This is a genomic window from Pseudoalteromonas sp. OOF1S-7, from assembly GCF_022347765.1.
Taxonomy (GTDB): Bacteria; Pseudomonadota; Gammaproteobacteria; order Enterobacterales; family Alteromonadaceae; genus Pseudoalteromonas.
In genome coordinates, this window is the sequence record NZ_JAKRFZ010000013.1 from 102,053 (window position 1) to 116,103 (window position 14,051).

Below are 14,051 nucleotides of genomic sequence, written 5' to 3' on the forward strand. Positions count from 1 at the left end.
ACTCCTATTTAGTTTAAGGTCGATTTAAAATGGGGATTATATCCAAGAAGCCCTCACAGAGGTACTGTGGATTAAACTGGGCCAGGTCCAGTCCTTGATTGTACCCATATTTAAGTGCAATCACAGGTATTTTAGCAGCCTGAGCTGCCAGAATATCGCTTTTTGAGTCGCCCACCATGATGGTCTGCTGCGGTTCGAGATTAAGTTGCTGACAGGCAGACAAGAGTGGCTCAGCCGATGGCTTTTTCGGGCCATCGTCGCCACACACCACCACATCAAAATGCGTGCTGAGATTAAGATTGTCGAGTAACTGCAGCGTAAACTCGCGGCTCTTATTGGTCACAACAGCCTTAGGGACATGGCTGAATGCAGACAGTACCGTTTCGACATTGGCATAAAGCAGAGAATATTGCCCAACCAGAGCCCGATAATGCCCGGCAAACCGCTCTTGCGCTTCTGCCACCAAACGCGGCGGTAATTCTGCATTAACTTCATTGCTACCACTGAGACCACGTTGTACCAATACATCAATGCCATTGCCTACCCAGTTCAGCACCTGCGCACGGCTAACCACCGGAAAAGCCACTTCTGTTAACGTTAGATTCAGTGCCATATACAAATCATGCGCACTGTCGACCAGCGTGCCATCGAGATCAAATAAAATACCCTGATATCGCATTAGCCCACCTTAGCGAGCTCTGAACGCATCGCATCAATGACCGTCCGATAGTCTGGTTGATTGAAAATTGCAGAGCCAGCAACAAACATATCGGCGCCCGCCGCTGCTACCTCAGCAATATTGTCGACTTTGATGCCGCCGTCGACTTCGAGGCGGATCTTACGACCACTGGCGTCAATGCGCTCCCGAACCTGGCGTAACTTGTCGAGCGTTTGTGGAATAAAGCTTTGTCCGCCAAAACCCGGATTCACGGACATCAGCAGGATCTGATCCACTTTGTCCATCACATAGTCTAGGTGATGCAATGGTGTAGCGGGATTAAGCACCAATCCGGCCTCACACCCGAGCTCCTTAATAAGACCCAGGCTGCGATCTACATGTTCGCTCGCTTCGGGGTGAAAAGTAATGATATCAGCACCCGCTTTTGCAAACGCCGGGATCAGGTTATCTACCGGCTTAATCATCAGGTGTACATCAATGGGGGCAGTGATGCCATAACTTCGCAGCGCCTCGCAGATCATCGGACCAAAAGTCAGATTTGGGACATAATGATTGTCCATCACATCAAAGTGCACAACATCCGCACCGGCAGCCAATACACTGGCTACGTCTTCACCCAACCTTGCAAAATCGGCAGACAAAATGGACGGTGCAATTAAGAACTCGGAATTATTATTGTTCTGCGACATATTACCCCCTGAAACAAAATGTCAGCGGCTACTGTAACTCATCTGGACGCTAAAAACACCTGATTGTTGGACGCACTTATTTTGCGAGCAACGACCACTTTTGCAGGACAAAGAGATTGTTTAATAAACGTCCATGGTGTACTATTTATAGATAACTATTCACTGGGGATATGGTTATGTTAGGTCGGCTTAAAACACGGACGCTTTTGCTAACGGCTGCAGTGGTCTTATCTGCTGGCGTGGTGTCGTTCAATGGCGACGATGCCTTAATTGCAAAACACGACATGTGTCAATGCACTACCACTATGGCGAATCAACACTCGCAAGCAAATGTATGCAAACTGGAATCACACACCAGTTGGTATGCCTGGTTAACTGGTGGCAGCAGCAACGCACAATTTCACTACCTTGATTTACTCGAATTATTGCTGGGATCAGGTGATGAGCAAACGTCGAGTCAATTTTCACAATTCTAATCAATACCAACACGCCTAATTTTGTCATTTTTGAATGACGAGTCATTACGACAAGTTGGTATTGATACACTATACTGATCGGTATCTTAGTTCACACAGAAGCCAGGATGCCGTGATGGAAAGATTTTTTATACTTATTCAGAGTGTACTTGCTGCGATGTTTGGTGTGCAAAGTCAGGCCAAATATCGTGTCGATTTCAACCAGAAACACTTTTGGCCTTTCGCCCTGCTAGCCGTATGCTTTGTCATTGCACTGGTTATCGCCTTAGCCTGGTTTGTCAATGATGTCGTACTATAACCAACTCGCATTAATACATAGCCAAATAACCAAATAGAGGGATTTAATTTACCGACAGCTCTATACCAATTTGACTTAATACCTGTTCAATTTGAAGGAGCAAATATGACGCTAACTGTGTTAAAAATTTCTCATTTAGAACAACTAAATAGCAATTTTTCCTCGCCTAGCTGAATTTGGATACCTCTGCGGTGGCAGGACGCATGAGCTGTGTTCTCGCTTCAGGATTGGCTACTTAATTAGACCGGTTTGCCAGCTCATTCGTGATACAGGGCCATCAGTTCGTCGACGCGATTACGCCCCGAGCCCTTAGGGCTGATGGTTCTTTTTACCTGGATCACATCCAGTTTAGCCTGACTATAAATTTTGCGTGTCAGTACCGTGTCATGATTGGAGATCAGTACCGGAGTTTGCTGCTCAAAGGCGGCCTTCTCTGCCAGGTTTGCAAGTTGTGCCTGGTCATCCAGGTTAAAGCCCCCTTTAGCATAAGCGGTAAACGACGCCGTTTTGCTCAATGGTACATAAGGAGGATCACAATACACCACGGCTTGATCCGGAACACGTTTAAAGACTTGTTCATAGCTTAGACAGGTAAAAGTGGCTTGTTGTGCTTTTTCTGAAAAAAAGTACAACTCATTTTCCGGAAAATATGGGCGTTTGTATTTGCCAAAGGGCACATTGAAAATCCCTTTGAGGTTGTAACGGCACAATCCATTGTAACCATGACGGTTCATGTATAAAAACAGAATGGCTCGCTCATATACGTCGACACTTTCATTAAATTGCTGACGATACGCATAATAAGCATCCGGGTGATTGTTCAGCTCCACAAACAACTTTCTGGCATCACTGATAAACTCATCGGGCGTGCGTTGCAGTTCCTTATAAAGATTAATCAGATCCGCATTGATATCATTGAGTATATAGTGCTTAAAGTGACTGTTGAGAAAGACCGATCCAGCCCCAACGAAGGGCTCCACCAGAGTTTCGGCCTCTTCATTTGCGGCTTGCAAGCGCTTGGTGATTTCTTCCACCAGGGCGTATTTTCCACCTGCCCATTTTAGAAAAGCTCTGGTCTTTTTTTGCATGATCTGACTAGTTACCCCAAAGTAGCGCGATTCTACACTATTTTTGTGTTTGTGACTGTTGGATTTGTTGCTTAATTTGCACGATACGTTTAAAAAACGGCTGTCCGGCTAACACGGTTTCCGGCAATTCGGCTCGCGCCTGTTTTGCCTCATCTAAGGTCGCAAAGGGAGCCAAAGTGACAAACCACCAATCTTTACCCCCACGAACAACCTGTGCGATGCGGATCTTTGATAGCTTGTGTTGCTCGACATATCTCAGTGCCACGGCCTGGTCGGTGACGGCCAGCAGCTGAATTGCCCAGGCATTGCTATCCTGCGCCATAAACCAGGCATTACCGGACAGATCCGCCGCAGGGGCGTGCTGCGTCGACTGCTCAGAGACGTCCGCTGGCAGCGGTTTCTCAACCGTTTGTTGCGTGTCTGTCACCTCTTTAGCCTCTGTCGTTGCCTGCTCGGTAAGGGCTTGTGCAACGACTGCCGATGCATCAGGTACAGTGTGTGTGCCTTCTCCTGAAGCGACCTCATGCCCGCTGCTGTTTGTCGACTCACCTGACTGGCTACCTTCCTGTGCGATGTGCCTCACCATTAATGCGCCCAGTATCGATTGCACATCATGCTGCAACTCGGCCTGATCGCCATGACTGGTTTGCTCTGTCAAAGCTGCAACCGCAGGCTGCCTGCTGTTCTCCGATAGTGCTTGTTGTGTCGTCAGCACGGTCGGCTCGGGTAACACCTCGCCTTGCATCGCTTCGACATCTTGTTGCATGCGCAATAGATCGGTGAGATCTTTTTGATACACCACAGCCACCAGGAATAAAGCGGCGATTATGACAAAAGCACTTATAAATCCTTTCAATTGTTTACTGCTTATAGCCGGTTTAGAGGTCAATGCCAGCTGGTGTTGATTCTGCTGCCATTCCAGCAAAATACTGGGATTTCCACCGGCTTCAGTGAGGAAAGTGCTAAATATAGGATCTTCTTGAGGGGGGAGTTCCTGGAAAAACATCGCCATCAGACGACGACTTTCCATTAAGGATAAGGGTTCCAGGTGAATATCCAATGCTTCAGGCAGTATCTTCGGCGCCTGGCCTGTGGTCAGAATATATAAAGTATCCGGGGCCTTTTTGGCCAGCAACTGGAGTTCCTGGATTAGTTCATCACTGAGATGGCGTGCGCCATCAATCACCCACAGGCATGGACCGCAGGGTTGTTCATTGTAGAGGACAAAAAAATTCTCACTCAAAGACAGCTTATGATCAACCAGAGGTGCGCGGAAACTGTTTTCCAACAACTGCTGTACTAACTCTGTGTCTTTGGTGTGGGCGCCCAGCTTAACAAATGCCTTGTTAAAGTTGGGGTACTTGTCGGTGATGAAAGACTCTGCCAGATAGCTTTTACCGAGCCCGGAATTACCTACCAGGCAGATTAGGTTTTGGCCATACTCAAATTGCATTGCAATCCGGTCGACCAAAGCGGCGCGACTCGGTAGTATTTGCGACTGCATCAGTGCCCTATTAGCAGGCCCAAGGTGTCATCAGATACGTCGTCCACCAGCTGACACTTACCCAGACTGGTTGGCACGATAAAGCGGATCTTACCTTGCTTGTTTTTCTTATCTTTGCGCATATGAAGAATGAACTGCTCGGTTGTCATTGATGCAGGCGCAGCAACGGGCAGCTGATACATCTCCAGCAAGGCTGCTATGCGCGCGACTTCAGCTTCTGTCAGCGCACCTCTGTGCTGCGCCAAACGCGCGGCTAACATCATACCTGCCGCAACCGCTTCGCCGTGTAACCACACGCCATAGCCCATCTGTGCTTCAATGGCATGGCCAAATGTATGACCTAAATTTAGTAATGCACGCAGGCCAGCTTCTTTCTCATCTTGCGCCACAATCTCAGCTTTTATTGCACAGCAACGATAGATCACCTGCATCAATAACTCTGTTTCCAGACTTTTCAATGCCGACCCATGCTGTTCGAGCAAATCCAAAAAGGCCAGATCATAGATCAGACCGTATTTGATCACCTCTGCCATACCCGCCGCAAATTCTCTCGGCGGCAAGCTTTTCAGTGTATTGGTATCAATAAACACCGCTTTAGGCTGATAGAAAGCCCCTATCATGTTCTTGCCAAGAGGGTGATTGACTGCCGTTTTTCCACCTACCGATGAATCGACCTGAGACAGCAAGGTCGTGGGAATTTGAATAAATGGCACGCCACGCTGATAACAGGCCGCAACAAACCCGGTCAGATCGCCAACCACACCGCCACCTAAGGCAATCAGACAGGTATCCCGACCACAGTTATGCTCAAGCAAAAAGGCGTTAACACGCTCAAACCACTTGAGTGATTTGTACTGCTCTCCATCCGGGAGGCAAAAGTGAAGCGCTTCTTTGTCAGCTAGCTGCGATAACAACGTATCCAGGTACAGAGGTGCAACAGTTTCATTGCTGATGATGACGGGGCGTGCATTGCCAATATGCTGCAATAGCCGCCCCTGATCGGTGAGAAGATCTTGTCCAATATAGATAGGATAGCTACGCTCGTTTAAATCGACTGTTAATTCAAGCATGTGCTGTCTCCTCCTATCTAGCCTACATGTTTAGAAATCTAGCTTCTCAATAATTTGATTTGCGACCACTTTGGCGCTTTGCTCATCTGTGCGTACCACGTGATCAGCCACTTCTTTATATAGTGGTTCACGTTCGCTTGCCAGACGCTCTAATACGTCGCGTGAATCTTCTTCTGTTTGAAGCAACGGACGACGCTTATCGCGTTGTGTACGCGCTACTTGCTTCTCAATCGGGGTTTCTAGATAAACCACAATACCACGAGCAGATAGTTTGTTACGTACCTCTTTACTGATGACCGAGCCGCCGCCAGTAGCCAATACGATGCCTTGCTTTTCGGTAAGATCAGAAATCACGGTCTCTTCGCGACGACGAAACCCTTCTTCCCCTTCAATATCGAACACCCAGGAGATATCGGCACCCGTACGGCGCTCGATTTCTTGATCTGAATCGAAGAACTCCAGATGTAATTGGTCCGCAATGTGACGACCAATCGTGCTCTTACCAGCCCCCATTGGGCCTACCAGAAATATATTACGTTTCTCAGCCATATCTTTTTAGTACAAACGAACTCTAAAATTTGAAATAAAACCCCGCCTAACGACCTGGCCCCAAAATTAAGGAGGGGATTATCTCAGCATTCACTGCGTGATTTCAAGTCAAAAGGTAACTTTCACGCCCATTATTATTATTTTAGTCTGACTAGAGTGAGTCATGCATGATCTTGGGCGTCACAAAAATCAATAACTCTCTCTTTTCATTGATTTCTCGTGTGTTCCTAAATATGACACCTAAATAGGGAACATCACCCAGGACAGGCACCTTGCTCACCGCATTGGTCATTTCCTGCTGATAAATCCCTCCCAGCACAACAGTTTGACCATTCTCTACCAACACCTGAGTCTGGATCCTTTGCGTATTGATTGCGACTGCCGGGCCATTGGCGGTCTGTACGGTATCACCCCGCGTATCCTGAGTTATGACCAAATCTAAAATAATTTTATTATCCGGGGTAATTTGCGGTGTCACTTCCAAACTCAGTACCGCTTTTTTAAACTGCACGGTTGAGGCACCACTTGAGGCAGATTCCACATACGGGATCTCGGTACCTTGCTCAATCCGCGCTGTCTTCTGATTGGCCGTGGTAATACTGGGCGTTGCAATGATCTCGCCTTTATTTTCCTGCTCCAGCGCCGACAGCTCCAAATCAATCAGGGTTCCGTCTGACAGTTTGGCAATGTGCATGCCCAAGCTGCCAGCTGGGTTTTGCACCGGCAGATTCACGTTCAAGCGCTCGGCCAAATCGGGAATGGTCCCCCCGGATAGTTTATTGGTGGCCTCAAGCGTTCCTGAAATAGCATCTGTGCCTTGTTGATCGCTGAATCCCCAGCGGATCCCCAAATCTTCCTGTACGTTGTCTGATACAGTCACCATGCGTGACTCAATACGCACCTGCTTGACCGGTACATCCAGCGTTTCTACCATGCGTCTGACATTCTCGATACTGCGTGAAGTGTCCTTAATTAATAAGGTGTTGGTACGCTTATCAACAGAAACGCTGCCACGCAAACTGATGATCGAGTTTTCGTCCGTTTTAAGCAGATCTGCAAACTCTTCCGCTTTGGCGTAATTGAGCTGAATATACTCACTGTAAAGTGGCTCCAGCTCCTCAACCTGACGCTTTGCCTGGAGCTCTTTGGCTTCTCTGGCGGCCAACTCTTCAGATGGTGCCACCATTAAAATCGCCCCTTCCATGCGTTTATCCAGCCCTTTTACCCGTAATACCACATCCAGCGCCTGGTCCCAGGGTACACCGTCCAAACGCAGCGTGATGTTCCCTGTTACCGAGTCACTTGTGACCAGGTTAAAATTATTGGTATCGGCGATGATCTGTAACACCGAACGAATTGGGATATCCTGGAAGTTTAACGTGATTGGCTGACCCTGGTAGTTTTTCTTCTCTGCGTAGGAGAACTCCTGCTCGTCTTTTTCTACCGTCAGGGTAAAAATATTGTCCAATTGCTGATAATTGAATTTAAACGCCCCATTGGGCTTGATCACTAAGCGGCTCTTACCTTCTTCCCGAAAGGTTTCTATTGTGCTGACTACCGTGCCAAAATCAACCACATCCAGTTCGTACAGTAACTCATCAGGGATGGCGATATGATGAAAGTCGGCGTAGATCTGTCCACCGCGTTCCTGCACATCAATTGCTGCCTGGCTGGAGTCCAGAAAAGCCAGGATCTGCGCAGCGCCCTTCTCTGTGCGGCGAAAATCGACATTCTGGATCCGATTCATGGCACTGTGCAGGGCGTCTGGCAGTACGTCATCGCTGGCAATCGGGATCGGCTGGTCAGATACTTTGACATAAACCAGGTTGTTCTTGACCTCAGTTCGGTAGAGCTTAAGCGCTTTCATTTCGACGCTGAGGACAAATCCCCCGCTTTCCATTCTGCTTTTGATCTGCTCGATACCCGCTTTATTAACCTTCAGCAGTTCCAGGCTTTCTTCATACTCTGCATCCGGGAAAAACAGCTCGATCCGGGCAGGTTCATTGAGCACCTGTACTTTCGGTTCAACCGCCAGCTTTTCATCAAACACGAGCTGTAACTCAGTTTCTCCATTAGGCACCGGGTTATAGCGGACATCGTACAGCATAGGCATTGCCTGGGCGAACAGTGCAGCCCCCATTAAAATGCCGCCCATCAGAGTTTTCACAACGTGTTTGATCCCGTCGCGCGCAATCATATTTTCACCTTTTTTATTCTTCACTGGCACCGACGTCCTCGGCTTCTACCATTTCGACTTTGCTGAGACGCTCTTTCCAGCACCCAGTCCCATCCGGGATCAGCTCCATCAGCTCCAGATGATCGGCCTGTACACTGATAACTTTACCGTGATACAAACCCATATATTCATTTTTCTTAATTCTGAACAAGCCTTGCTCACCAGCACGGATGAGAGCCCATACTATCTCCCCGCGCGTAATAGTGCCCTTCATGACCAAGTTATCCAGAGCATATTTTTCCAACGGATCTCGGGGACGATTAGGGTCCGGGTGCAAACAGTTTTTCACTTGCACCAGGCGACTTTCAATGACTTCCGGCTGCGGTGCCACAAAAGGGCTACGCAGTTTACCAGCACTGTAGGAGAAATGCTCAAACCGGGCCATTTCAGGCATTGGGTCAATGCTCGGGGTGGCATTGGCCTGAACCCGATCAATAAATTCTTTTTGTTCAGCGGTGTTATCGTTGCACCCCGTTAACACGGTCACCGTAAGCAATACGAGCAGGTATCTCATTATTCCGCCTCCTGCTCATAGCGATACGTCTTTGCCACTACGCTGAACACCAGTTGGTTATTGCCTGCACCTTCAATACGGAAGTCATGCAAACTCACAATACGCGGCAGTTGCGCAACTTTACTGACAAACTCACCAAATTCATGATAGGTCCCAACCACTTCGAGGTTGATCGGCAGCTCAGTATAAAACTCTTTCTTAACTTCAGGTAACCAGCCAATTTTTAAAAACGTCAGGCCACTGGAGGTGCCCACATACGTTAAATCATCAAGTAAGCCCGGTGTTTCATTGGAGGTTGGCAGCTTTCTTAGCAATTGAGAAAACTGCGCTTCCATGTCCTGCATTTGCTGGCGGTATAACTCCAGGTTATTCGCACGGCCATACTTAATACGATAACTGGTACGCAGGTCTTCTTCTTCTTTTACTGCTCGCTCAAAGCTGGCCACTGACGCTGAAACCAACATGCTGTAGCCTATCACCAGCATGATCACGACCACCACTGCGCAGCATATGACTTTTACCGGCAAAGGCCATTCGCCAATGTTGTCCAGCTCAATTTCGTTCCAGTCGATCTCCTGTAGCGACTTCAGATCAAATTTCATGGCCTAATTCTCCGCCTGTTTTGTCTGAGCCTGCTCGGCGCGCTCTTTTTCCATTTGAGCAAAAGTTTTGACGTAAAAGTTCATCGTAAAATTGCTTAGCAAGCGCTCTTCTCGCTCACCCGCAACGATCCCCTGCAGCAGGGGATCACGCAGTAAATAGGACGACTCTACAGCCCGCAGCATTTGCGACAAACGGTTATTGGATTCACTTCGACCGATGACTTTGATCATGTTTTGCTGCCGTTCCAGGCTGGTCAGGTAGACGCCTGCCGGCACCACCCGCGCCACTTCATCAATGATCTGCGTGCCCAGATTTCGGTTGCTCTGTAGCTCTTCTATCAGCCGGATACGGCGTTGCAGGTTTTCTTTTTGCTGGTTAAGCCCCTGGATTTCACCGATCCGCTTATCCAGTTTTTTTATCTCGCTGGAAAGATAGCGATTTTTAATTTCCTGCCCTTCTTTGAGGGTGTCGTAAAACGCACCAATGCCGTACATTAGCGCCAGACTGGCGGCCACAATGATCCCCAGTATGGTCAGGAATTTTTGCTGTGAAGCCTGCCGTTGCTGTTCACGCCAGGGTAATAAATTTATATGTGGCATGATGAAAAGCTCCTCAATGCCAACCCGGTAGCAATAGCAAACTGCGCTCTGTGATTGGCCAGCACACCCCGATCCACTTTAGGTGCTATTTCCATATTCGCAAACGGATCGGCCACAATCGCATGCACACCCAGTTCATCGACAAGTAGGCGATCAAGCCCTTCAACCTGCGCAGTACCGCCGGTCAAAACAATGTAATCGACCTGCTCCTGGCCACTGGTGGTCATAAACATTTGCAGTGCACGACGTACCTGTTGTAGTAATGATGTCTGAAAAGGTGCGAGCACTTCAAAGGTGTAGTTGGGTGGCAGATCGCCGGTGGTTTTTGCCAGCTCAGCCTGATCAAAACTCTTATTGTAATAAGCAACAATACTATTGGTATATTGCTCCCCACCGAACACCTGGTCCCGGGTATACAAGGTTTTGCCAGACTGCACTACGCTCACCAAGGTGACCACGGCACCAATGTCGATGATCCCCACGACTTTGTCGTAGGCGTCCGATGGTAACTGACCATATAAAACTTCCACAGAGCGTGCCAGCGCATAGCTTTCGACATCCACGACTTTGGCTCTCAAGCCAGCTTCTTCCAGTGCACTCACGCGTGCCTGAACGCTTTCTGTTCTGGCCGCTGATAACAACACATTGACCTTGGAAGGATCCGCTTCATTGACTGTCAGTTTTTCGAAATCCAGACTCACTTCGTCAAGCGGATAAGGGATCAAGCTGTCAGCTTCAATGGCAATTTGTGACTCCAATTCAGCATCGCTTAACGAGACATCCATAAATATCATTTTAGTGATAACAGTTTGCCCGGACACTGCAACAGCGGCGAAATGGCTGGTTTTAGGAAGACGCTTGCGTATTTTGCTGATGACCTTACCGACCGCTTCAATATCCTGGATGGCACGCTCTTTCATGGCCCCCTTAGGCAATGGTTCGATGGCCACAGCTTCCACCCGGTAACCCGCGCTTGATTCAGCCAGCAACACGGCCTTCACACAGTGTGACCCTATGTCTACCCCGACCATCATGGGTGCTTGTTTTTTTAAGAATTGACGCAACATGCCATTAGCCCAAGTATCCAGAATTCTGTACAGTGTTAATTAAGAGTTTAGTCATTTAGGTACAGTTTGGCGAAAAGCATTGTACTACTTGCCAACTTTCGGCCACACTCCCACGCACCTTAATTAGGCACAAAGTAATTTACGCAAAAATTATTAATCGTTTTTTAATCAGGATATACTAGCAGTGTCCGATTGTAATTGGGAGTCTCGCTAGAGATAAATTCGTGAATTTATTAAAAAGATTACTACACCTGATACTGCTTTGCACGACACTGGGCCTGCTTACCCTGTTCGGCCTTTATTACTATGTCAAATCAGACATTCCCAGTGTTAAGGTTTTAAAAGATGTACAGCTGCAAACCCCGATGCAGGTCTTTACCCGCGACGGCAAACTGATCAACCAGTTTGGCGAGAAACGCCGTATTCCGGTTAAAATTAATGACATTCCCGAGCCTTTACTCAAAGCCTTTCTGGCCACCGAAGACAACCGCTTTTACGACCATTTTGGTATCGATCCGATTGGCATAGTCCGCTCTTTTATCGTACTGGTCAGTACTGGCGAGAAAAAACAGGGCGCCAGTACCATCACCATGCAGCTGGCACGAAACTTCTTCCTGACTCGTGAAAAAGCCTATATCCGTAAAGTGAAAGAAATCTTCATCGCTCTGCATATCGAGCGGTTACTGAATAAAGATGAAATTTTGGAGCTTTATCTGAACAAAATAGAACTGGGCCACCGTGCTTTTGGGATCGGAGCCGCGGCGCAGGTGTATTACGGCAAAGAACTTCATGAACTCACATTGCCACAAATGGCCATGCTGGCTGGTTTACCCAAAGCCCCTTCAGCACTTAACCCTATCCGCAACCCGCAACGTGCCAAATTGCGTCGTAACGTTGTGCTGGGCAGAATGCTCACTGAGGGTTATATCTCTCAGACGCAGTATAACGAAGCCACTCAGGCACCAATCACGGCCAAGCGCCATGGCGCCGAGATAGAACTCTATGCCCCCTATATTTCGGAAATGGTCCGGGCTTATATGGTGAAAACTTATGGTGAGGATCAGGCCTACAATTCGGGATTTAAGGTCTACACCACTGTTGAATCCGACATTCAGGCTGCGGCTCAGCAAGCACTGATCGACAACCTGCACGCGTATGATATGCGCCATGGCTTCCGCGGGCCTGAGGCACAATACTGGCAGGCAGAAGAGTCGCTCTGGACAACCGCCAAGATCCTGGAAAAGCTCCAGAAGGTCAAAGAAATAGACCCGCTGCGCGCCGGGGTTGTTACAGCAGTTAACGAACAAAGCGCTACCGTACTGTTAAAGAATGGCACTGAGATCACTGTGCCCTGGTCTGGATTAAAGTGGGCACGCGCTTATATCACGGAGCGTCGTCAGGGTTTGCCACCCAAACTGGCGAGCGACATTCTGGCGCCTGGGATGCAAATCTGGGTGCGTGAAACAGATCAGGACTGGCTGCTAAGCCAACTGCCACAACCGGCAAGTGCACTGGTTTCTCTCGACCCACAAAGTGGTCGTATCAAAGCCTTAGTGGGTGGCTACAGTTTCCAGCAAAGTCAGTATAACCGTGCCGTTCAGGCCAAACGCCAGGTTGGCTCTAATATCAAGCCTTTCATTTATTCTGGTGCACTGGAAGCGGGTTACACCCTGTCAACTATCATAAACGATGCGCCCATCAATCACTGGGATAAAAGTATGGGTGTGGCCTGGCGTCCCAAGAACAGCCCCGACGTTTACAGTGGCCCCATCCGTATCCGCCGAGCACTTGCCCAGTCGAAAAACGTCGTGTCTGTGCGCCTGCTGCGGGGTATGGGACTGAATGAGGCCGCCGATCATATTCTCAAGTTTGGCTTCAATAACGAAGACATTGTACGCAGCGAATCACTGGCGCTGGGCAGTGCTTCGCTGACCCCACTGGAAATGGCGCGTGGTATGAGTGCCTTTGCCAATGGCGGCCATCTGGTCGAAACCTACTTTATAGAGAAACTCACCGACAGTTACGGTAACCTGCTGGGCGCCGCCCAGCCGTTGAAAGTCTGTTCAGAGGATGAATGGGAAGTCGATCAATATACCTGTGCACCGCGTATCATCTCCGAACAAAATGCCTTTTTGATTGCCGACGCTATGAAAAGCGTGGTCTGGGGTGGCGGTAGCTGGAAGCACAAAACCGGCTGGAGTGGCACAGGCTGGCGCGCTCAGGCACTTAAGCGCAAAGATCTGGCGGGAAAAACCGGCACCACCAATAACTCTGTCGACACCTGGTTCACCGGATTTAATCGCAACGTATTAACCACAGTATGGGTTGGCTTTGACGATCCCGGTAAATCGCTGGGTCGAGCCGCTTATAATGCCAACCTCGGCAAGCAACAGGTGGTCGGGGCGGAAGCCGGTGCCACGTCCGCACTACCGGGCTGGGTGCAGTTTATGGGCACAGCATTAAAAGACGAACCCCTGGCACCAATTGACCCACCACCAGGCCTGGTGTCGGTGCGTATTGATTTAAAAACCGGGCTGCTAAGCGAGCGCAACGACCACACCAGTCGCTTCGAGTACTTTGAACGCGGTACTGCTCCAAGCAAATATGTACTGGAAACGGGCTCAAGTACACCCTTTGAAGAACAGCTACCGGATACGGAAGAGTTGTTCTGATAGCCAT

General features: G+C 48.7%; 14 protein-coding genes. 3 read left to right on the plus strand and 11 right to left on the minus strand.

Annotated features, from left to right (window positions below):
* Positions 1–13 precede the first annotated feature (13 nt).
* Together MHN33_RS17560 and rpe are read right to left on the minus strand one after the other, a co-directional pair.
* The gene (locus MHN33_RS17560) at positions 14–679 is read right to left on the minus strand and encodes an HAD family hydrolase (RefSeq protein WP_239399789.1); all 666 of its coding nucleotides are present in this window, start codon (positions 677–679) and stop codon (positions 14–16) included.
* Entirely contained in the window at positions 679–1,368 is a 690-nt protein-coding gene (gene rpe, locus MHN33_RS17565) for a ribulose-phosphate 3-epimerase (RefSeq protein ID WP_239399790.1), read from the minus strand. Before rpe ends, MHN33_RS17560 begins: the two co-directional genes overlap by 1 nt.
* A gap of 176 nt (positions 1,369–1,544) precedes the next feature.
* On the opposite strand from rpe, the gene MHN33_RS17570 reads away from it, so the two are divergent.
* Both MHN33_RS17570 and MHN33_RS17575 read left to right on the plus strand, forming a co-directional pair.
* A complete protein-coding gene (locus tag MHN33_RS17570) occupies positions 1,545–1,844 on the plus strand; it encodes a hypothetical protein (protein ID WP_239399791.1) in 300 nt (99 codons plus the stop codon).
* A gap of 115 nt (positions 1,845–1,959) precedes the next feature.
* Entirely contained in the window at positions 1,960–2,142 is a 183-nt protein-coding gene (locus MHN33_RS17575; RefSeq protein ID WP_239399793.1) for a DUF2970 domain-containing protein, read from the plus strand.
* Between the two features lie 257 nt (positions 2,143–2,399).
* Here MHN33_RS17575 and MHN33_RS17580 read toward each other — a convergent pair whose 3' ends face one another.
* The 9 genes from MHN33_RS17580 to MHN33_RS17620 form a co-directional block, all read right to left on the minus strand.
* Positions 2,400–3,230 (minus strand): Dam family site-specific DNA-(adenine-N6)-methyltransferase, encoded by an 831-nt coding sequence (locus tag MHN33_RS17580; protein WP_239399794.1) that lies wholly within the window; start codon positions 3,228–3,230, stop codon positions 2,400–2,402.
* Between the two features lie 37 nt (positions 3,231–3,267).
* Positions 3,268–4,734 carry an SPOR domain-containing protein gene (locus tag MHN33_RS17585; protein WP_239399796.1) on the minus strand — a complete coding sequence of 489 codons (1,467 nt, stop codon included), beginning with the start codon at positions 4,732–4,734 and terminating at the stop codon, positions 3,268–3,270.
* Positions 4,734–5,804 carry a 3-dehydroquinate synthase gene (gene aroB, locus MHN33_RS17590; RefSeq protein ID WP_239399798.1) on the minus strand — a complete coding sequence of 357 codons (1,071 nt, stop codon included), beginning with the start codon at positions 5,802–5,804 and terminating at the stop codon, positions 4,734–4,736. The genes MHN33_RS17585 and aroB overlap by 1 nt, the downstream gene beginning before the upstream one ends.
* Before the next feature lie 30 nt (positions 5,805–5,834).
* Complete coding sequence (gene aroK / locus MHN33_RS17595) at positions 5,835–6,353, minus strand: shikimate kinase AroK (protein ID WP_239399800.1); 519 nt, start codon at positions 6,351–6,353, stop codon at positions 5,835–5,837.
* 151 nt (positions 6,354–6,504) lie between these two features.
* Complete coding sequence (locus MHN33_RS17600) at positions 6,505–8,550, minus strand: type IV pilus secretin PilQ family protein (RefSeq protein WP_239399802.1); 2,046 nt, start codon at positions 8,548–8,550, stop codon at positions 6,505–6,507.
* Positions 8,551–8,563: 13 nt separating this feature from the next.
* Positions 8,564–9,103, minus strand: coding sequence for a pilus assembly protein PilP (locus MHN33_RS17605; RefSeq protein ID WP_239399804.1), 540 nt, complete (start codon positions 9,101–9,103; stop codon positions 8,564–8,566).
* Positions 9,103–9,705 (minus strand): type 4a pilus biogenesis protein PilO, encoded by a 603-nt coding sequence (locus MHN33_RS17610; protein ID WP_239399806.1) that lies wholly within the window; start codon positions 9,703–9,705, stop codon positions 9,103–9,105. The genes MHN33_RS17605 and MHN33_RS17610 overlap by 1 nt, the downstream gene beginning before the upstream one ends.
* Before the next feature lie 3 nt (positions 9,706–9,708).
* Positions 9,709–10,305, minus strand: a complete 597-nt coding sequence (locus MHN33_RS17615) for a PilN domain-containing protein (protein ID WP_239399808.1) — start codon at positions 10,303–10,305, stop codon at positions 9,709–9,711.
* Positions 10,293–11,372 (minus strand): pilus assembly protein PilM, encoded by a 1,080-nt coding sequence (locus tag MHN33_RS17620; protein WP_239399810.1) that lies wholly within the window; start codon positions 11,370–11,372, stop codon positions 10,293–10,295. Before MHN33_RS17620 ends, MHN33_RS17615 begins: the two co-directional genes overlap by 13 nt.
* Before the next feature lie 224 nt (positions 11,373–11,596).
* Between MHN33_RS17620 and MHN33_RS17625 the strand changes: the two genes are divergently transcribed.
* A complete protein-coding gene (locus tag MHN33_RS17625) occupies positions 11,597–14,044 on the plus strand; it encodes a penicillin-binding protein 1A (RefSeq protein WP_239399812.1) in 2,448 nt (815 codons plus the stop codon).
* Positions 14,045–14,051 lie beyond the last annotated feature (7 nt).